The 19,438-nt window shown below is 39.1% G+C and carries 20 protein-coding genes and 1 pseudogene; 6 read left to right on the top strand and 15 right to left on the bottom strand.

Going from position 1 to position 19,438, the window contains the following annotated elements; genetic code table 11:
• The first annotated feature begins 75 nt into the window (after positions 1-75).
• Complete coding sequence (cobS, locus tag ACFIK8_RS01100; RefSeq protein ID WP_375635300.1) at positions 76-1,056, top strand: cobaltochelatase subunit CobS; 981 nt, start codon at positions 76-78, stop codon at positions 1,054-1,056.
• A gap of 14 nt (positions 1,057-1,070) precedes the next feature.
• The gene (gene cobT / locus ACFIK8_RS01095) at positions 1,071-2,966 is read left to right on the top strand and encodes a cobaltochelatase subunit CobT (RefSeq protein WP_375635301.1); all 1,896 of its coding nucleotides are present in this window, start codon (positions 1,071-1,073) and stop codon (positions 2,964-2,966) included.
• 50 nt (positions 2,967-3,016) lie between these two features.
• Here the strand turns inward: cobT and ACFIK8_RS01090 are convergent.
• From ACFIK8_RS01090 to rpmB, 8 genes and pseudogenes are all read right to left on the bottom strand, one after another.
• A pseudogene (locus ACFIK8_RS01090) lies at positions 3,017-3,553 on the bottom strand (HaeIII family restriction endonuclease).
• Entirely contained in the window at positions 3,540-3,713 is a 174-nt protein-coding gene (locus ACFIK8_RS01085; RefSeq protein ID WP_375661622.1) for a HaeIII family restriction endonuclease, read from the bottom strand. The pseudogene ACFIK8_RS01090 and the gene ACFIK8_RS01085 overlap by 14 nt, the downstream one beginning before the upstream one ends.
• Before the next feature lie 50 nt (positions 3,714-3,763).
• Positions 3,764-3,913 carry a hypothetical protein gene (locus ACFIK8_RS01080; protein WP_375635302.1) on the bottom strand — a complete coding sequence of 50 codons (150 nt, stop codon included), beginning with the start codon at positions 3,911-3,913 and terminating at the stop codon, positions 3,764-3,766.
• 8 nt (positions 3,914-3,921) lie between these two features.
• On the bottom strand, positions 3,922-4,362 hold the full coding sequence (locus ACFIK8_RS01075) for a DNA adenine methylase (protein WP_375661614.1): 441 nt from the start codon (positions 4,360-4,362) through the stop codon (positions 3,922-3,924).
• Positions 4,363-4,471: 109 nt separating this feature from the next.
• Positions 4,472-4,774 carry a DNA adenine methylase gene (locus tag ACFIK8_RS01070; protein WP_375635304.1) on the bottom strand — a complete coding sequence of 101 codons (303 nt, stop codon included), beginning with the start codon at positions 4,772-4,774 and terminating at the stop codon, positions 4,472-4,474.
• Between the two features lie 41 nt (positions 4,775-4,815).
• On the bottom strand, positions 4,816-4,983 hold the full coding sequence (locus ACFIK8_RS01065) for a transposase (RefSeq protein WP_375661621.1): 168 nt from the start codon (positions 4,981-4,983) through the stop codon (positions 4,816-4,818).
• Between the two features lie 349 nt (positions 4,984-5,332).
• Positions 5,333-6,016, bottom strand: a complete 684-nt coding sequence (locus ACFIK8_RS01060) for a VUT family protein (protein ID WP_375635305.1) — start codon at positions 6,014-6,016, stop codon at positions 5,333-5,335.
• A gap of 118 nt (positions 6,017-6,134) precedes the next feature.
• Positions 6,135-6,452, bottom strand: coding sequence for a 50S ribosomal protein L28 (gene rpmB, locus ACFIK8_RS01055; protein WP_273787609.1), 318 nt, complete (start codon positions 6,450-6,452; stop codon positions 6,135-6,137).
• 297 nt (positions 6,453-6,749) lie between these two features.
• On the opposite strand from rpmB, the gene ACFIK8_RS01050 reads away from it, so the two are divergent.
• From ACFIK8_RS01050 to ACFIK8_RS01040, 3 genes are all read left to right on the top strand, one after another.
• The gene (locus ACFIK8_RS01050) at positions 6,750-7,532 is read left to right on the top strand and encodes an SURF1 family protein (protein ID WP_375661613.1); all 783 of its coding nucleotides are present in this window, start codon (positions 6,750-6,752) and stop codon (positions 7,530-7,532) included.
• Positions 7,533-8,258: 726 nt separating this feature from the next.
• Positions 8,259-9,878, top strand: a complete 1,620-nt coding sequence (gene purH / locus ACFIK8_RS01045; RefSeq protein ID WP_375644321.1) for a bifunctional phosphoribosylaminoimidazolecarboxamide formyltransferase/IMP cyclohydrolase — start codon at positions 8,259-8,261, stop codon at positions 9,876-9,878.
• A gap of 349 nt (positions 9,879-10,227) precedes the next feature.
• Entirely contained in the window at positions 10,228-10,380 is a 153-nt protein-coding gene (locus tag ACFIK8_RS01040; protein ID WP_375635308.1) for a DUF1127 domain-containing protein, read from the top strand.
• Between the two features lie 910 nt (positions 10,381-11,290).
• Here ACFIK8_RS01040 and ACFIK8_RS01035 read toward each other — a convergent pair.
• From ACFIK8_RS01035 to htpX, 3 genes are all read right to left on the bottom strand, one after another.
• The gene (locus ACFIK8_RS01035) at positions 11,291-13,036 is read right to left on the bottom strand and encodes a heparinase II/III family protein (RefSeq protein WP_375655529.1); all 1,746 of its coding nucleotides are present in this window, start codon (positions 13,034-13,036) and stop codon (positions 11,291-11,293) included.
• A gap of 64 nt (positions 13,037-13,100) precedes the next feature.
• Positions 13,101-14,465, bottom strand: a complete 1,365-nt coding sequence (locus tag ACFIK8_RS01030) for an RsmB/NOP family class I SAM-dependent RNA methyltransferase (RefSeq protein ID WP_015857053.1) — start codon at positions 14,463-14,465, stop codon at positions 13,101-13,103.
• Between the two features lie 47 nt (positions 14,466-14,512).
• Positions 14,513-15,559 (bottom strand): zinc metalloprotease HtpX, encoded by a 1,047-nt coding sequence (htpX, locus tag ACFIK8_RS01025; protein ID WP_375644323.1) that lies wholly within the window; start codon positions 15,557-15,559, stop codon positions 14,513-14,515.
• A gap of 83 nt (positions 15,560-15,642) precedes the next feature.
• On the opposite strand from htpX, the gene ACFIK8_RS01020 reads away from it, so the two are divergent.
• Positions 15,643-15,858: a DUF1674 domain-containing protein gene (locus ACFIK8_RS01020; RefSeq protein WP_375644324.1), complete on the top strand. Its 216-nt coding sequence runs from the start codon at positions 15,643-15,645 to the stop codon at positions 15,856-15,858.
• A 136-nt stretch (positions 15,859-15,994) separates the two neighbouring features.
• On the opposite strand, the gene rpsP is transcribed toward ACFIK8_RS01020, so the two are convergent.
• The 4 genes from rpsP to ACFIK8_RS01000 all read right to left on the bottom strand — a co-directional run bounded on the left by rpsP (position 15,995) and on the right by ACFIK8_RS01000 (position 19,195).
• The gene (rpsP, locus tag ACFIK8_RS01015) at positions 15,995-16,369 is read right to left on the bottom strand and encodes a 30S ribosomal protein S16 (protein ID WP_273787601.1); all 375 of its coding nucleotides are present in this window, start codon (positions 16,367-16,369) and stop codon (positions 15,995-15,997) included.
• A gap of 16 nt (positions 16,370-16,385) precedes the next feature.
• A complete protein-coding gene (locus tag ACFIK8_RS01010; RefSeq protein WP_273787741.1) occupies positions 16,386-16,715 on the bottom strand; it encodes a chorismate mutase in 330 nt (109 codons plus the stop codon).
• 24 nt (positions 16,716-16,739) lie between these two features.
• The gene (ffh, locus tag ACFIK8_RS01005) at positions 16,740-18,308 is read right to left on the bottom strand and encodes a signal recognition particle protein (RefSeq protein WP_375635463.1); all 1,569 of its coding nucleotides are present in this window, start codon (positions 18,306-18,308) and stop codon (positions 16,740-16,742) included.
• Between the two features lie 230 nt (positions 18,309-18,538).
• Positions 18,539-19,195 carry a carbonic anhydrase gene (locus ACFIK8_RS01000; RefSeq protein WP_375635309.1) on the bottom strand — a complete coding sequence of 219 codons (657 nt, stop codon included), beginning with the start codon at positions 19,193-19,195 and terminating at the stop codon, positions 18,539-18,541.
• Positions 19,196-19,438: the final 243 nt, after the last annotated feature.

Raw genomic sequence — 19,438 nt, 5'->3', positions numbered from 1 at the left:
GAGCATTGCATAAATGCTCTAACTCTTGTATCGTTTTCTAATGAATAAATAGCGTCCCTCCCTTCTAAAAACACAATGACAAATCTTACCGTTGAAAATTTGCCCGATATTACACTTTGTGCTCGCGATCTATTTCATATTGAAACAGATATGGAAATCCCTGCTTTTAGCACAAAAAGTTCCCATGTTCCTGATATCGATCCTGATTATCTTTTTGATCAGCAAACAACTTTAGCGATTCTCGCAGGTTTTACCTTTAACCGTCGTGTAATGGTTTCTGGCTATCACGGTACAGGGAAATCAACGCATATTGAACAAGTTGCTGCACGTCTCAACTGGCCTTGTCTTCGCATTAATCTCGATAGTCATGTAAGTCGTATCGATCTTGTAGGAAAAGACGCTATCGTTTTAAAAGATGGTTTACAAATCACTGAATTTAAAGAAGGCATTTTGCCATGGGCTTATCAAAATAATATTGCTCTTGTTTTCGACGAATATGACGCGGGGCGTCCCGATGTTATGTTTGTTATCCAACGCGTTCTTGAAACTTCTGGAAAACTAAGCTTACTTGATCAAAGCCGTGTCATCTCTCCACATCCAGCCTTTCGTCTTTTTGCAACAGCAAACACCATTGGTCTTGGTGATACAACCGGTCTCTATCATGGTACCCAACAGATCAATCAAGCTCAAATGGACCGCTGGTCTATTGTTACGATACTCAATTATTTACCCCATGATAAAGAGGTTGATATCATTTGTTCAAAGGTCAAATCTTTTCAAACGGCTGAGGGGAAAAAGACAATTTCACAAATGGTTTATGTTGCTGATATGGTACGCCAATCTTTTATCAATGGAGATCTTTCAACTGTCATGAGTCCACGTACCGTTATTACTTGGGCAGAAAATACAACAATTTTTCAAGATGTCGGCTTTGCCTTCCGATTAACCTTTCTCAATAAATGTGATGAACTCGAACGTGCCACTGTTGCAGAATTTTATCAACGCGCCTTTGGACAAGAGCTTCCCGAATCACTCATTCATGGTGTTTCGCCTTAAGGAATTTGTCACTCATGGCTACCAATATTGGCGACAACAAAAATCCGGTAAAGGACTCTTCCAACAACACTCTTAATGCTGAAGCTTTTAAAAAAGCACTTTCCACCTGTATGCGTGCAATTGCAGGCACAAACAACCTTGAAGTTTCCTTCAGTCATAACCGACCATCTTTAAGCGAAAGTTGTGCACGTTTACCAGAATTACCTCAATACGCAACGAATAAAGACATCACCATTACTCGCGGATTAGGTGATTCCATGGCTCTACGCAAAGCATGGCATGATAACCGTATTCACATGCAATTTGCTCCACTAGAATCAGAAGCACGTGCTGTCTTTGATGCCCTCGAACAAACACGTGTTGAAGCAATTGGCACTTTAGCCATGGAGGGACTTGCAAAAAATCTTGATATCATGCTCGCCGATAAATACAAAAGAGCCCATTATGATAAAATTAGCAACCAAAGTGAAGCCCCCATCCAAGAAGCGATTGCACTTTTATTACGTGAAAAAGTAACAAAGCGCACAGCTCCAAGAGAAGCAGGTCCTGTCTTAGAATTGTGGCGTCAAGAACTCGAACAAAAAGCAGCGGCAGAACTCAATGAGCTCCCACATCATATTTACAACCAACAAGCTTTTGCGCAGATTGTTCGCCAAATGCTTGTTACACTCAAAATGACAGTGCAACAAGCTGAAGCTTCTAACAGTAAAAACAATAAAAAATTAAAAAACGAATGTGCACCTCAAGACCAAGCAGAAGAAGAGAGTAAAAACAAAAAACACGCTCAAAGTGAAGAACAAACCAGCACTGAACAAGAAAGTGATGTGCAAGACGACGGAAAAACACAAGCGACACAATCAAACAACAATGATCAAGCTGACGGCGAGCAAAAAAATGGACCTTGGCAAGAAAAGCCGAGCAGACCCAAACACCTTTTTTCCGATTCGGAACAAATGGAAAGACTTGGCAATTATAAAATCTTCACCCATCAATTTGATGAAATTTTGGAAGCAACAGATTTTTGTTCTGAAAACGAGTTAGATCACTTACGCCGTTATCTTGATAAGCAAATCAATCATCTTCAAAACATCGTTGGACGTTTAGCAAACCGTCTCCAGCGCCGCTTGATGGCGCAACAAAATCGCAACTGGAACTTTGACCTTGAAGAAGGATATCTTGATACAGCACGGCTTCCACGTCTAATTATTGACCCCATGCAACCCCTTTCTTTTAAAATGGAAAGCAACACCCAATTTCGGGACACGGTTGTTTCACTCCTCATTGATAATTCGGGCTCAATGCGCGGACGCCCCATTAGCGTTGCCGCAAGTTGTGCTGATATTTTGGCACAAACTCTTGAACGTTGTGGTGTCAAAGTTGAAATTTTAGGTTTTACCACTAAAACTTGGAAAGGAGGAAAATCGCGCGAACAATGGCTTACCCAAAACAAACTCCATAATCCTGGACGCCTTAATGATTTATGCCATATCATCTATAAAAGTGCTGATACCCCATGGCGTCGCGCACGACGCAATTTAGGTTTGATGATGCAAGAAGGATTATTAAAAGAAAATATCGACGGAGAAGCTTTAATTTGGGCTCATCAACGCCTTTTATCGCGGCGTGAACAACGTCGCATCCTCATGGTCATTTCTGATGGTGCTCCTGTTGATGATTCGACACTATCGGTCAACGCCAGCAATTATCTAGAAAAACACTTACGCGCAGTGATTCAAGAAATTCAAACACATTCCCCCATCGAACTCATTGCCATTGGAATTGGTCATGATGTCACACGTTATTATCAGCGTGCTGTAACAATTATGAATGCTGAAGAACTCGCCGACGCCATAACAAAACAATTAGAAATACTTTTTAGTGATAAAATGCCTCATATTCATAAGAAATAAACCTAACTTGAAACAGCCAACAGTTACATCTTAAAAAATTATTTCTATCATTAAACCATCGGAATTTGATGACTAACAACCTGGGAAGATAATTCCACAAATTGAACATCAAACTTTAAAGAAGTTTCTACTTTACTGGATGCATTATGAATTCTAAAAGAAATGCTCTAACCATCTTCAAAAATTATAATGAGTTTGTTTTTACTTTCTGGTTTTAGTGCAACTGATAAAATTTTGCTTGGAATTTTCCATTTACGATCATATCCCAGAGTGCCATTTAAATTAAAAGACTGAATAATAACCCGTTTTTGTTTAGATCTTGTATCTATCATAATCTTATAAAAATCATAAGAACCTATAACATACTAAAACAATAGCTTCACAAATTTATCTTGATAATCTAAACAAAGCCTTTAAAGTTCTTTAGAAAAAGCTTCCAGGATTGGAAGATAAACTCTGCTGTCTTTATCCTCTATATATCTAAAAAACATCTTCTTATCTCTGAGCTCTGCTAAATAATCAAAAATAGGTCTAACTTCATTGAAATAAAGGCTGCTACAGGGGGTAACCTGTCTATTCTTTACCAAAATCTATTTTACCGGAAAGGTGAGGATGTTTGATAGCGCTATGATTATGTTTTGCAGAAATACCAATGTGATTTTCAGGAACTTTTAAAATAATATCACGGACATCTCCTTTGATCCCAACAAAATCTTCCTGAAGAACAATAGTTTTCGTGTTTCTAATATTTTTATCATGTAACTGTAAGAAAACAACTGCTTCAATAGAAGCAAGATTTAAAAGCCTTTTTCAGTATCATTAAATAAATTATAAAAAGACTCGACTATTTGAAAGGACGAGTTAAACTCTATAGAAGCCTTTGTTGCTTTTTTAAAACCCATAGCCAAAGCATATTCAAAGGCTTTTCCATTTTCTACCTGATTCATGCAATTTCCTAAAGATCCTTACTTAAAGTTACGAGTTCATTTGATTTTTTATTGTTTCCCATACCGTCAGTCCATTCAGGGTTAAGTATTGTATGTCCTTTATAAAGTTCTCTAACTTCCACACAATCATTATAAGATAAAACCCATCTGTGATGCTTTCTTAAAAGTTCAGCAAGAGATTGATGATCAAAAGAATTATGTTTATCGCCTTTTTGACCATAAAGTTTTTGATTAATAAGATATGGAGGATCACAATAAAGAAAATCGTTAAAGTGTTTAGGAATACTTTCTGTAAAATCTCTATGTTCCACTGTGAAATTTTCAATCTTAAAATCTTTAAGCCGTTCAATAGAACGATAATTGAATCGAAGATGTCTTGGAGACATACCGCCAGAAAGTGTTGTTCCTGAAAAAGAAGAGCGATTAAGAGTAAGAAAAAACGACAGCAATTTCTAATTGATTTTTAATATTCCCAAAAGTTTTTTGGAGATTATAAAACATTACGGGAGTCATATCTTCATATTCTCTCACTTTTTCTGCAAGAGCTAAAGCATCTCTCTAAAGCATCTGCCAAAAAATAACAAGCGGCTTAAAAGCATCATAAGCATAAACCTTTGTTCCTCTTTTTGCTAAGGTTAATTCAATTGCCCCTCCTCCTACAAAAGAAGAACATAAAGTTTTTTGTTTCCTTATATAGTTATTAATAATCATAGGAACAGCACGACTTTTCCCTCCCGGATAACGAAGAGGTGATTTTACAATAGGCAACTCCCTAGTCTCTCTCTGTTTTTTCGAGGAAGTTAATACCAAATTATCCAATAAAGCCTTTGTATGATCTCTTTGATTTATCATTTTGTTCATATTATCAGCTCCAAGTATCGCATTTTCTAACCTACAATTATCTAAAATAAATACTTGAAGCGTTTGCCAAATTCTACAGAGATCGCATTATAACGAATTGTAAATTCATTAACATATCTGCACAAACATTTGTTACTAAAATAATGATAAATAGCAGTATAGCCAAATTTTAAAACTGTCAAAAAGGACTTGATACCATTGGTATTTATTTTTCTATTTATATACTACCCAAATGTATATCGAAATGTTTTTTCCTATATAAGAACCAAGTTTCTTATAGCTCAAATAATCATAAGTAAGACATCACAATTCTTAACAAGACATTTTTTGGCCTTCATAAGAGCTTTATTACCTGTTTTTAATACTGATAAGATGCTCTTATCTCATACTGAATCAGTCAAAAATATCTCCTTACACATCATAAGCATAGATGATGTATGGATAAATACAACTTGAGAAAAGAAGCAAAATCCCTTTTTTGAATCCACTCAAATTCTATTCTTAGAAGACATAACGCACAACCTTTTCTTCTTTAGCAAAACAAAAGGACAAAGATCATTATTTGTTACAAACAAAAGAAGAATCATCCTTTGAATGACTTTGATAAAGAGGAAGCTTTACAATATTAAGAATTGTTCCATAGGGAATCAACATAAACAGGCTCATAACAATTTTTACCGAAAAATCACCAAAAGCAAGCGAGAGCCAAACTGGCATGCCTACCCCTCCCAAAACAGTACTCTCCACCAGTGAACTATCAGCATAGCCTGTTATCTTATCAAGAACAGTAAAAGAGCTAGAAAAAGCAAGAGCAAAAAACAGTACTGTATCCAAAGCCGAACCAACCAACGCTGCTGCTAAAGGTGCTTTCCACCATGTTTTACGTCGCAAAGGAGTAAAAACAACAATATCAATGAGTTGCCCAAATAAAAATGCAAAACTAGAAGCAAGTGCAAGCCGTGGTGTCGCCAATATCCAAGAAACAAAGACACCCGCAAAAAAACCAGCATAAACCACACGCCGCGCAGCAGATGGACCATAAAAACGATTGGTCAAATCATTGATCAGAAAAGCAAATGGATAGGTAAAAGCCCCATAAGTCAACAGCTCATTTAAATCAAACCAGTAGACAGGATATTGAACAAAAATATTAGAAGCAGTGACAGCAAGGCACATTGCTAAAATAGAAAAAACAATGTACCTCTTCTTTTGCTGTTCTCGTAAAGGACTGCTTGAGGGCATTTTTTTAACCTATGATACGGAACCAATAAAATTAAACGATCAACCTGAAAAAACTTAACTTCTAGAACAGAAAACCGGAATAAAAGCGTCAATAAACCAAAAAGAATGGCGCTAACAATTACGCTGCTTGTTCAGCCTTTTGCTCACCTTCTTGCTCAGCTTTTTTCTTAATGATTTGTCGTTTTAGCAAACGCGCACGTTGCGACAACTCTTTATCATCTGCTTTGACCAAAAAACCATCAAGGCCACCACGATGCTCAACAGAACGCAACGCACTTGCTGAAATGCGCAAGCGGTAACTTTGCTGTAACACTTCTGAAATCAATGTCACATTGCAAAGATTTGGTAAAAAACGACGCCGAGTCTTATTATTCGCATGGCTAACATTATTACCATACAGAACCGTCTTCCCTGTCAATTCACATGCACGAGACATAAACTTCACCCTTAAACTCTAAGAAACTTTCAAATCCCCATACCCAAAGGACACAATGAACGCAAAACACGCACAATGCAACCTTGAACGGGCATCATTAGGAAGTCTCTTTCTAATAGGGGGTCGACAACAAAAGGTCAAGTCTTTTATAAAACCTTTTTCATATCTTACTAGCTCATTCTTCATCTTTTTCCTCAACAAGGCGTGCAAATTCCACCAAAAAGCGTACAAAATGTTTTTTTTAAATACATACCATGTTAGAATGAAAACTTATTGTCCCGAAAGGAAGCATAAATCATGAACAAAAAAGAGCCCCCCATGACAAAGCTTCAAGAAGATTCTTGCCGTTTTTCTTCTTTTTTGTTTGGGACTTTATGTATTTGTTTTTTTCTTCTCTTCAGTGCATTAGGTATATGGCAAGTACAACGGTTAAACTGGAAAACAAATCTCATCACCAGTGCCAATCAGCGCATTCATTTGCCCCCCATAAAAGCCCCCCCAAAAAATCAATGGTCAGATGTTACTTTTGAAAAAAACGAATATCAACCTGTTGTTACCACAGGAAAATTTTTAACAGATAAAAATATTTTAGTCACTGCTGCCGCTCAAAATACTACAGGCTATTGGGTTTTGACCCCTTTACAAACTGCTGATAATACACTGATCTTTATCAACCGTGGCTTTATCCCTATGGATGAACGTAACAATTTTCAAAACTCAGAGCAATCGCATACAAATGCCTCATCTCAGCAAAATTCTACCACAGACACAGAACAAACAACAATTATAGGTTTATTACGCATGAGTGAAAAAAATGGATTTTTCCCGCGTAAAAATAATCCGGACAAGAATTTATGGTATACGCGCGATCTCCCTGCTATGGCACAAAAACTTGGTTTGTCCACTGTTGCCCCTTATTTCATTGATGCCAGCAAAACATCTCCACAAGCAAACCTTCCTGTCGTTGGTCTTACGATTATCCATTTTCGAAATAATCATCTCGTTTATGCAATCACGTGGTTTATTTTAGCTGCTGGTGTATTAGGAGCTTTTCTTTTTCTGCTACGGCAAAAAAACTAAAAAAAGACCTCTTCCATCTCAAGTAACAAAAATTTTTAGAATCTTGAAAACTGATAAAGATAACAGAATCTACTAACTTGCGCCTTTGTTAAATAAAGATCATAGGCATACAATGGACTTTATACCATCCACAAAGGATTTACGCGATACTCTTCAAAAAACCATCATAAAACGAGGGCTTTAACAGGTTAATTCATTAAAAATTGTAATGCACAAAAATGTGAAGCAATGCATTATCTCCACTCTTAAAAAAATTCACTCTAAAACATTATCATAAACGCTTTTGAAAAACATACAGCCAAATTTAAAAATGATAGGAAAGATGAGCACTCATTTTTGCCTTTATAATTTTATATTCTTGCTTCGTTAGGTTGTTTCCCATTTCAGAGATTACTCCAATTGATATACGCAATACTTTCGCCTTCATCTAGCATAAAAGCTAATATAGCAGAGAACATACGGATGCGTTTTTTGTTTCAAAACTGCTATGAAGATGAAATATTGAGTTATAAGCAACAAAAAAACATTTAATGTCTCAATGAGACTTTTACACCTACCACAACACCTCAAATGAGAGTGTTTTTACAGGATAATAAAAAAGGTGAGGCATCCCATATTCTAAAAAGACAGTTTATCCTTTCAGTGTATTTTGCTAAAGGCTTATGCTATAAATCTATAAGCGTGTTTTACTAGAATTTTAACTCTTTCATTTTTAAGGCTTCTGTTATGGGTGTTGTTGCCAAAAATTTTCCCATACCTGATCTTCATCGGGTTCGTCGTGTTCTCTTTTCTGTGTCTGATAAAACGGGTGTGGTTGCTTTTGCACAAGCCCTTCATGCTACTTACAATGTTGAATTGATTTCAACAGGGGGAACAGCCAAAACCCTCATAGCAGCTGGTTTACCCGTAAAAGATGTTGCTGAAGTTACCGGATTTCCTGAGATAATGGATGGGCGTGTAAAAACACTCCATCCTTTGATTCATGGTGCTTTGTTAGGGGTAAGAGAAGATCCTAGCCATAGGGAAGCTATGGAAAAGAACAGCATTCATGGAATTGATCTTTTGGTGGTGAATCTTTATCCTTTTGAAGAGACGATCCTATCGGGAGCCGATGGGCAAACGATTCTTGAAAATATTGATATCGGTGGACCGGCGATGATTCGCGCCGCGGCAAAAAATTATGCTTATACTGGTGTTGTAACAACGATAAAAGATTATGATTCGATTCTAGCTGAATTAAAGCAGCATAATGGATGTTTAAGCTTATCTATGCGTCATCAGCTAGCAATGCGCGCTTATGCACACACCGCCGCTTATGATACGGCAATAGCATCGTGGTTTGCACGGGATTTAAAAATTGAAATTCCATCGTGGCAGAGTTTTTCTGGTCATCTTGAGAGTGTTATGCGCTATGGGGAAAATCCACATCAACAGGCAGCATTTTATCGCAATAATGAAAAACGTTTTGGTATTGCAACAGCAAAACTTTTACAAGGCAAAGCGCTTTCTTATAACAATCTGAATGATACAGATGCAGCCTTTGAGCTTGTGGCAGAATTTGATCCGCAAAAAACCGCTGCTGTCGCTCTTATTAAACATGCCAATCCTTGTGGTGTTGCGGAAGGAGAAAATTTGAAAGAAGCTTATTTGAAAGCTCTTATGTGTGATAATGTATCGGCATTTGGTGGAATTGTTGCTTTAAATCAAACCCTTGATGAGGAATGTGCTGAAGAGATTGTTAAAATTTTCACAGAAGTGATTATTGCTCCTGATGCCACAATGGCGGCACGTGAAATTATTGCCAAGAAAAAAAATCTTCGTTTGCTCATTACAGGTGGAGTTCCTGATCCACGCTGTGGAGGACTTCTTGCGAAAACACTTGCAGGAGGCATTTTAGTGCAATCGCGTGATAACGTAGTGGTTGATGATCTTAAATTGCAAGTAGTGACAAAGCGGGCACCAACTCAAGATGAAATGCGTGATCTTCAATTTGCTTTTCGTGTAGCAAAACACGTTAAATCAAATGCTATTGTGTACGCGAAAAATAGCGCAACAGTTGGAATTGGAGCCGGACAAATGAGCCGCATCGATTCAGCAAAAATTGCTGCAAGTAAAGCAGCAGAAAGTGCGCAAAGAGCAGGCTTAACAGAAACTCTCACAAAAGGATCGGTTGTTGCATCAGATGCATTTTTTCCTTTTGCAGATGGTTTATTAGCAGCAGCTGAAGCAGGAGCAACAGCAGTTATTCAACCAGGAGGCTCCATGCGTGATGAAGAAGTTATCACGGCTGCTGATGCACAGGGTTTAGCGATGGTTTTCACAGGAACACGACACTTCCGCCATTAATAATTTTGCTGATTCTCTCTATTATATGAGACAAATGTTTCAAGGAATTTTTCATAATCATCGTATGACTATTGATCACTATTGAAATGGAAGCAGTTATTCAATCCAAAGAATCTACTTGTGAAGACGTTTATCACCACAGAAAATGCACATAATTTAACCATTATTTAGGGATAAGATATCGTTGTTGTTAATACTTTAATGGCTTCCCTTTCACATGAGCAAAATGTTAAAGGGATATTATCTTGTATGTAGATGCATACCTGTTATGATATTATAACACAACTCTTTTTAGTAATATGCTCTATTCTTAAACCAAAGAGTGAAATGAAAAGTTTGAGTAGAGGATATGAATATTCTACGTTTTTATAGTAATTGGCGCCGTTATCGTCGAACCGTTAATGCATTAAGGTGTCTTTCAACATATGAACTCAGCGATCTTGGAATTTGTCGCGGTGATATTAATTTGATTGCACGACGTTATTCGCGTAAATCTTTATAAACGTTGTTTGAAGCATTTGAGAGAGTGCTTTGCTGTGAAAAAACGTGCATTTTGTGGCTTGTTATTATGACTTCATTTATAATAACAAAGAGCAGAAGGATTGTTTTTCTCGGGCGTTGCTATGTGTTGTTTCTTGAATTCTCAGTGCTTCTATGATGTAAAACATTTGATTTATAATGATAATTTAGCGTTATTCATATTGAATTAGAACCCCGAATACCGTAAGATTCTCCCATTTAAAATCTATGTATGTTGAATACAAAAACCATTCGCTTGCACGTTACAAGCGGGGGATCCTGTGTGGATAAAAACTATTAAGAAAAGGCTAAAAATGCCTCTTATGAATCATCTCTAGTGCCAAGAGCTGTTACAAAAATTGGGCACTAATAAATAGTGTGATGGTGCTAAATTGCTCCTTGCGTAAAGATGGGGTGCTTCATGGATTTACCGTTATACCCATCACAGACATCATCACGAAATAGGCTTGGAAGTATTAAGGGATTTTTCTTTAATATACGTCCGTGAATACGCAATAAATAGCGCTCTGTTTTTCGTGAGGAGCGTAACCCTATTAATGCAACTCTCTCAGAGAGAAATATTGATCCCAACAGCACACTTAAGAACTTATCGAAGATAAGCAACAGCTTTATTTTCTCTCCACATCTTTAAAGAATGAAGATCCTTAACCAGTACTCATCTATCAACAGTGGTCTGTCAAAAACTCTTTTTTCGGGAGCCAATCCCTCTTAGCATCACCTCATGAGATTCTATGAGCAAACCTTGCCTAAAAACATCCAACCTATACTCTAATAAAATGCTTCATGTATAAAATTTATATGATCTTCAAATTTTGAGAATATTACCACAATAAACGATGATGTTTTGCGACACGAAGATAAAACGCAATATACTATGGGTTGGAATAATGTTCTGATTTTTTATCAAACGCTTTACGGATAAAACGCCAACGAACTTTTTCCTGAAATGCAGGACGAAAATATAAAACAATCTGTTGTGTCCGCTGTGGACCTGTTAATTCTGCAAAATCAATCGAATCTTCAAGACAAATATCTGCGTCAGGCGATATAAAATACCATACTTGTTCGCTCTTCACGTTCTCGTTCTTTACAGCTAAACACACACGTTTGCCATCATAGTTAACTTCAACTTGTGGATGAAGATGAAACCGAACAGCAACATGATCTTGTTCATTTTGCACACTCTTGTGTCTCTTTCCCCCTTTATTTGGCATAAAAAAGCGATCAAAACCTTCGATCATATCTCCATTTGTTGCCAAAATAAGACCACGCTCATGAATAAAATTAAAGGGTCGCACATAACCATTATGACTCGCAATAAAACCCGTCTTCTCTGAATCCTCTATACGGCGCACTTGAACATCCGTTGGTCCATCAAACAAAAATGGCGCGCCATTTTTCTTTTTCTGATAAAAAGCACCCACTGAACAATCATTAAGCGTAGCTGTTGAATGTGCTGCAGTAACACGCCCTAAATGTCGATAATCTTCCCGCCCATCAGGATTAACACCGGTATTGATAATAAAACGGTGCCCTTGTGAAGACATTTCAAAAGACAAACACCCCGAACAAGCCTGCTGTGCTACAAAGCGGGGTGGAAACTTTCCTGTATCTGCAAGCACTGTTGTTTGATTGGCTTTTAAGCGCTGAAATCCTGAATAACGGGCATAACTAAAAGGATGCCCTCCTGTTTCATCAAGCTCCAAAAGGGACGATAACCGTTCCGACACAAGGGGACCAACCCCATTAAAATGAGCCAACGTTTGATCCTCATGGATAAAGAATCGTAAAGCCGGCAACATACGCTCAACAGAATCAATCAAAATACGTGGTGCTGTTTCATTGCTACGCATAAAAAGATGCCGTAACGACAATAAATCCGATAACAAATTCAGCAAAATAACAGGACTACGAGAAATATGCCCACCATCAACTAGGATTTGACGGGAAAGCTCTTTTATAAGTGTGGTTTGTACCTTTTTTTTCACTGCCACAGAAACAGGCAAAGCAAGAGATGCGAACGTCAAAGCCGCTGCTGCTTGTAAACGTCGGTCATCATGCTCCATACTGCAAATTGTTACGCGCAAATAACGAAATTGCAAACCAAGCGCACGTAAAAAGCGTTTTTCAAACCGCTCACTTGCTCCTTCTAACAACATTTTCGAATGACAAATCCATGAAATCAAGCGCCGCGCCACAACAGGACCACTCCAAGCAAGCCCTTTTACCTTCTTGCCAGCATGGTCAAACCAATCTTCTAAAAGAGAGCGTGCATGTGCAGAAGCTAAATCACTTCCTGCTGCCTCCATATGGCGCAACCAATGAAAATCATGTAGAGCTGCTTCCCATTCTAGCGTTGGTGGAACCAATGCAAACGGCGAAACAGCACCAGAATGAACAATGTGACCAGCAAAAGCAAAACGACCATGATAAAATTCATGCGCCATCATAGGATCAGCCACATGCAAATCCATGGGATGCGCTAAAATTTTATGAGGACGAAACCCTGAAAACCGCCAACGAAACAATGGTCCAACCCATAAACGCCGCATAACATTCTGTATCGTATCGATACAGGCTGCCACTTTTACCTGAGGAGCTTTTACCGCAACCGCCAAAATTTCATCTCCATTTATGCTGATTCAAATACAATTTCGACCATTTTTGTAAATGAAGCGTTAATTAAGCAATTTTTCGTAAGCGCGCAGCGAAAAAACCATCCATTCCTAAAAATGCGGTTTTCTCAGCATCAAAATTTTTATGACAAAAATCCGCAGGCGTTGTACGTAACATCCCCCCACAAAGCAAATGTGCCAGTGCTCCCATTTCCTCTGGATAAATAGGTTCTAAAACAATGTCATTGCGTGTCGATAAAATTTTTTCAATAAGATCTTCACCTTCTTCTCTTGCCAATGAACAATTGGAAAAAACAATCCGTCCCCCCACCTTTACCAAAGAAATTGCTGCGACAAGCAAATCATGTTGCAACGCCGCTAACTTGACGATATCATCCCTCGATTTCGTCCATAAAATATCTGGATGACGACGGATCGTTCCAGTAGAAGAACAAGGAGCATCGAGAAGAACCGCATCAAAAAGCTGTGTGGGATGGAAATTTCTCACATCGCCCTGCCAAATGTGAACTGAAAAATGAAGCCGTTCCATATTTTCTTTTAAACGCTTTACGCGGTTAGCAGAAAGCTCAATTGCTGTCACCTGCGCTCCTTGCAAAGCCAATTGTGCTGTTTTTCCCCCAGGGCTTGCACAAAGGTCAGCAACTCGCTTACCCCGAAGTGTTCCTAGTAAACAAGCAGGCAACGCTGCAGCAAAATCTTGAACCCACCAAGTTCCTTCACTATAGCCTGGTAAATCAGAAACAGAACACTCCAGACGATTCAATCGAACAGAACCATTGGGCAACACCAAACCGCCAAGCCTTTCAGCCCATCCAACACTATCAGATTTCACTGTCAAATCAAAAGGGGGTTCTACACTTTGAATTGCTATAATCTGATGCGCCTTTTCTGTTCCATAAGCTGACATTAAAAGCTGTCCAAACCACGCTGGCACACCTTCAATGGAAGGAATTTGTTGGCGTAAAGACACCGCCTCACGTGCAATATTGCGTAAAAGAGCATTCACCACCCCTGAAAAACGGCGCATTCGAGGGTCAAGTTTCGCCACACGCACAGCTAAATCAATAGCCGCATGATCTGGAATATCAAGATAAAGAATTTGTGCAACACTGATATGCAAAAGATGCTGGAGTGAAAGTGCTTGTGAAGGCAAAGGACGCGCTAAAAGGCGTGAGAGAGCTGCCGTAATCTGCCCTCGATGACGCAATGAAGCTGTTAAAATAGCCCGACATAACAAACGATCTCGTTGTGAAAGCTTTAAATATTGTGGATGTCCGTGTTCATTATCCGTCAAACCAGACAGAGGCGTGTGCTTATCAACTACCGCCCCCAAAAGACGCACACACACCTGTCGAACAGCTAATCCTGGAACATTTTTTTCAGACACATGCCCCGCTTTTTTGTGTTTCAAAACACCACCTTTATATCACTGTTTCCTTAAAAACTCCCTCAGTAACTCTATGAACGAGATCTTTTTGAATTTTCATAACGAAGCCAAGAAGGACGTTTTGTAACACGCTGAAAAGAACTGTTTTCTTGCTCACCTAATGCATGAGCCCGACCACTATGAAAATCTCCATAGTTCATCCCGTTGCTTTTTTCATGTATAGTATCTTCTTTATTCCATCCCACACTTTTGGCAAGAGCCCCTTTCATCTCTTCTGCTTGCTGATAAAGAGCAGCAATACGGTTTGCAGTTGCTGGATGTGTAGAAAAAAGACTATCCGCTCCCTCACCGCTCAAAGGATTAATAATAAACAGATGCGCGGTTGCTGGATTATGCTCTGCTTCTTCATTATATACCCCACGTCCCCCATCAGCAATCTTACGCAATGCCGAAGCCAACCATAAAGGATTACCACATATTTCAGCCCCTCTCCGATCCGCAGCATATTCCCGCGTACGACTAATCGCCATTTGCACCAGCATTGCTGCAAAAGGTGCCACGAGCAGTGCAATAAATCCTCCAATTGCCCCAGCGCCATGAGAATCTTCTGAAGAGTTACGCGGTCCTCCCATAAAGAAAGCAAAATTACCAAGCATTGAAATTGCCCCTGCAATCGTTGCGGTTAGAGTCATTGTTAAGGTATCACGATGCTCAATGTGTGCGAGCTCATGCGCCATAACACCGGCAATTTCCTCTGAACTCAACCGCTCTAACAACCCAGTACTTGCAGCAACAGCAGCATTTTGCGGATTACGTCCCGTCGCAAAAGCATTTGGCTGTGCATTCTCAATAACATAAACCTTTGGTTGAGGAAGAGAAGCCCTTTGTGCTAAATCGCTTACAATCTTATAATAAACTGGTGCTGAATGCTGATCAACTTCACGCGCCCCGTACATGCGTAAAACGATTTTATCCGAATTCCAATAAGAAAAAAAGTTTAAACCACTTGCCATCAAAAGAGCAATGACCATGCCACCACCCCCTCCAACAAGATAACCAACTCCCATAAAGAGAGCAGTTAAAAAAGCCAAAAGCATGGCTGTACGCATTATATTCATTACTCAAAAAACTCCATGATAAAAGCCAATCAATATTATATGATGGTGTTTTCTTTCTGCTTCTTCAATGGAATAGGTGTAAAATGAATAAAAAAGATGAGAAAACAAGCAAAAAAAATGCAACTGTTGTTAAACAGCAATCTCTTTCTCCCGCAGCACAACGCGCCCTTAAAGAAGCTGAAGAAAGGCGAAAAAACGCAGCCAAAAAAGAACAACCTTTAGAAAACGGCGGACGCGGCGGCAAAGACCCTTCCCGCTATGGAGACTGGGAAATTAAAGGCCGCGCTATTGACTTTTAAAACCATTGATTTTTATAAAACCAGCGCTGTTTAAACAAGCAGCTTTTTAAAGAAAATCCGTTTTTGATAGACAAAAACGGATAATATTTATTTTTCTAAAGCTTTTAAAGACACGTTGATTAAACAATCATGCTTCTCATGCTGAAGCAGATTCTGCTTCAGCCGCTGCCGCTGCTTCTTCTGCCGCTTGCTTTGCTGCTGCTATACGTTCTTGTGCTTTTTTACCCGGTTCACCTTTATGTGGATTATTACGGGTTGGACGCTTTTTCAAGCCAGCTGCATCTAAAAACCGTAAAACGCGATCTGTTGGTTGAGCCCCTTGTCCAAGCCAATATTGGATACGTTCTTCATTAAGTTTTACCCTCGGTCCATCTTTAGGCAACATTGGATCCCATGCACCAACACGTTCAAGAAACCGCCCATCGCGCGGACTACGAACATCTGCAACGACGATATGATAGTAAGGACGTTTTTTTGAACCTCCACGGGACAAACGAATTTTCAATGCCATATTTTATCTCCTATTGTCAGCTCTGGCTTTCGTTTAAATTAACTTTTTTTGTTTTTTGCTCTTCAGCAATAACTTCATGATGACGCACAACTTCTTTAATAATAAATTTTAAAAATCTTTCAGCAAAATCAGGATCAAGATGACTATCTATAGCCAATTGCCGCAAACGCTCTACCTGATATTGCTCACGCAGAGGATCTACTTTAGGCAAATCATAACGCGCTTTTAAGCGCCCAACAGCTTTCGTACAACGAAAACGCTCTGCTAAGATATGAATCAAAGTTGCATCAAAATTATCAATAGATGCTCGTAAATGTGCCAATTCGTTTAATACTGTTTCCTGCATCATATTCCTTTCCCTCTTTACATCTTATTTTTTCTTAGGATGCTGAGGAAATTTTCCCCTATCAGCAATGTCATTGGAAAGACCAGGAAATGTAGGTCCACGCTTGGGAAGTCCGGGCAAGAGCTTCCCTCCATTACCATTTTCAATTTGCTTTTGAAGTGTTGAGAATTGCTTTAGATCCAATCCCGACAAATCAGGCATAGCTGGAGAATCCCCCCCCAAATTTCCCATACCACCAAAACCCATTTTGGAACCAAGTCCTCCCAACATTTTTCCCATAAAACCACTTTTTCCTTTACCACCCATAGCTTTCATCATATCAGCCATTTGGCGATACATTTTCAAAAGTTTATTAATATCAGCTGCCGTTGTACCAGATCCCTTAGCAATTCGTTGTTTGCGGCTATGTTTTAAAAGCTCTGGATTCGCCCGCTCTTGCGGTGTCATAGATGAAATAATGGCCAATTGACGATCAAACAAACGATCATCAAGCCCCGCGGCCGCAATCTGCTCTTTGACCTTCCCCATTCCTGGCAACATGCCCATAATACCGCCCATTCCACCCAGTTTTTTCATTTTCTGCAACTGTTCTGCAAGATCATTCAGATCAAATTTTCCGGCTTGCATTTTTTTTGCAAAAGCAGCAGCTTTCTCATGATCCATTGTTTCAGCAGCTTTTTCAACCAAAGAAACAATATCCCCCATTCCGAGAATACGATCAGCAATACGGCTGGGATGAAACTCTTCTAAAGCATCTATTTTTTCACCAGTTCCAATTGCTTTGATTGGTTTACCTGTAACCGCACGCATAGAAAGAGCAGCACCACCACGCCCATCACTATCCATACGTGTTAAAATAATCCCTGTAATCCCTACACGCTCATCAAAAGAACGAGCAAGATGAACGGCATCTTGCCCTGTCAAACTATCAGCCACCAACATAATTTCATGAGGAAGGGAACATGCTTTAATTTCAGCCAATTCGAGCATCAAAGCTTCATCAATATGATTACGTCCTGCTGTGTCAAGAAGAAGCACGTCATAACCACCCAATTTAGCAGCCTGCACGGCACGTGATGCAATATCAACGGGCAGCTGTCCCGCAATAATAGGCAAGCTTGCAAGTTTCGCCTGTTCTCCCAATTGGCGCAACTGCTCCTGTGCAGCGGGACGACGTGTATCTAATGACGCCATAAGAACTTTTTTATTGTGCTTATCAGTGAACCGTTTCGCAAGCTTTGCTGTTGTAGTTGTTTTTCCGGAACCTTGCAAACCAATCATCATGATAACAACTGGAGCTGGTGCATTTAAATCACTCAGAACGCTTTCATTTCCAAGAATATGAACCAATTCATCATGAACAATTTTAACCACCATCTGGCCTGGTTTAATTGATTTAACGATTTCGGCCCCAACGGCTTTTTCCCGAACCCTATCGGTAAAAGAGCGTACAACATCAAGAGCAACATCAGCTTCCAATAAAGCGCGACGAATTTCACGCAGCGCCTCTACAACATCCTGATCCGATAAAGCGCCACGTCCCGTCAAATGAGACAGGATAGAACCAAGTCGCTCTTGCAAGGATTCAAACATCATTTACCTCATTGTTGCATAACAAACAAACCAAAATAGCATCCGAGAACGCATCGCGCCGTCGGATGTTGACCTCTGAGATCTCTTTATACCCTTAAACTGGGGTCTCAGTCGGTGGCTCCAAGTTAATTTTGTCACTGAAAGCTTGCTCCTTCAAACAATAAAACCCCAGCTTTGTCAAGTTTTATCATAAAATGTCTTTTTATACGAAGAAATAAAAACAGCAAATACTATACTTCAAAACTTTCAACTTCAACACGCATAAAACAACCTGTTTCCTGTTCCATACTCCATAATTTCCCGCTAGAGATATCAAACCAAACCCCGTGTAATGTCAAAAAACCTTGATCTTTGCGAAGCTTTATCCACGGAAACGTCTCTAAATTTCTCAACGAATGGCGAATAGAAAGCTGCTCTAATGCCGTCTGTTTTTCTGGCCAAGACAGCGACTTATTATTCAAAACGATTTCTGCTGCTGGTGCTAAGAGACTTATCCATTGACCAATAAAATCATTTGATGATAAAGATTTACATGTCTCTTTAAGAGCAGTACGAATGCCTCCACAATGGGCATGACCAAAAACGACAATATGTTTCACCTCGAGCAATTGCACAGCATATTCAAGAGCTGCTGATGTTGCGTGATATTGATCATCAGGAGAAAAAGGAGGAACCACATTTGCCACGTTGCGCAAAGTGAAGATTTCCCCTGGCTTAGCATCAAAAATCATTTCTGGCACTGCACGCGAATCACAACAAGCAATGACCAAAACTTCAGGTTTCTGCCCTTCAATCACCAATTGCTGATAATGTGCTATTTTATATAAAAAATGATTGTTTATAAAATTTTGGTAACCACTTAAAAGTCTTGCTGGTAAACGCGCCATTCTCTCTTTACTTCTGCTTCTTTTTTTACTTTACATTTTGTATATTTAAAAAAACAAACTATTAACATACAAAAATACTAAAAATGCCCTTTCTCTGACGCAAAATATTTCTTTAAAGTACAAACTATTACTAAAAAATAGCAAAAACAAACTCATTCTTTCCAAATAAAGAGCTGTTTTCTTCAGGAAGAAGGTGTTACAGTATACGAAAATATGATGGTCAGCTTTCAATAAAGAGAAGAG

Source organism: Bartonella sp. MR168JLCBS, assembly GCF_042194175.1.
This window is presented reverse-complemented; position numbering and strand designations above follow the sequence as displayed.

What these genes read in the sequence shown, in the direction of transcription:
- cobS (WP_375635300.1), top strand. Translation starts at nt 76, where the DNA reads ATGACAAATCTTACCGTTGAAAATTTGCCCGATATTACACTTTGTGCT.
- cobT (WP_375635301.1), top strand. Translation starts at nt 1,071, where the DNA reads ATGGCTACCAATATTGGCGACAACAAAAATCCGGTAAAGGACTCTTCC.
- ACFIK8_RS01080 (WP_375635302.1), bottom strand. Translation starts at nt 3,913, where the DNA reads ATGAATCAGGTAGAAAATGGAAAAGCCTTTGAATATGCTTTGGCTATG.
- ACFIK8_RS01070 (WP_375635304.1), bottom strand. Translation starts at nt 4,774, where the DNA reads ATGAACAAAATGATAAATCAAAGAGATCATACAAAGGCTTTATTGGAT.
- ACFIK8_RS01060 (WP_375635305.1), bottom strand. Translation starts at nt 6,016, where the DNA reads ATGCCCTCAAGCAGTCCTTTACGAGAACAGCAAAAGAAGAGGTACATT.
- rpmB (WP_273787609.1), bottom strand. Translation starts at nt 6,452, where the DNA reads ATGTCTCGTGCATGTGAATTGACAGGGAAGACGGTTCTGTATGGTAAT.
- ACFIK8_RS01050 (WP_375661613.1), top strand. Translation starts at nt 6,750, where the DNA reads ATGAACAAAAAAGAGCCCCCCATGACAAAGCTTCAAGAAGATTCTTGC.
- purH (WP_375644321.1), top strand. Translation starts at nt 8,259, where the DNA reads ATGGGTGTTGTTGCCAAAAATTTTCCCATACCTGATCTTCATCGGGTT.
- ACFIK8_RS01040 (WP_375635308.1), top strand. Translation starts at nt 10,228, where the DNA reads ATGAATATTCTACGTTTTTATAGTAATTGGCGCCGTTATCGTCGAACC.
- htpX (WP_375644323.1), bottom strand. Translation starts at nt 15,559, where the DNA reads ATGAATATAATGCGTACAGCCATGCTTTTGGCTTTTTTAACTGCTCTC.
- ACFIK8_RS01020 (WP_375644324.1), top strand. Translation starts at nt 15,643, where the DNA reads ATGAATAAAAAAGATGAGAAAACAAGCAAAAAAAATGCAACTGTTGTT.
- rpsP (WP_273787601.1), bottom strand. Translation starts at nt 16,369, where the DNA reads ATGGCATTGAAAATTCGTTTGTCCCGTGGAGGTTCAAAAAAACGTCCT.
- ACFIK8_RS01010 (WP_273787741.1), bottom strand. Translation starts at nt 16,715, where the DNA reads ATGCAGGAAACAGTATTAAACGAATTGGCACATTTACGAGCATCTATT.
- ffh (WP_375635463.1), bottom strand. Translation starts at nt 18,308, where the DNA reads ATGTTTGAATCCTTGCAAGAGCGACTTGGTTCTATCCTGTCTCATTTG.
- ACFIK8_RS01000 (WP_375635309.1), bottom strand. Translation starts at nt 19,195, where the DNA reads ATGGCGCGTTTACCAGCAAGACTTTTAAGTGGTTACCAAAATTTTATA.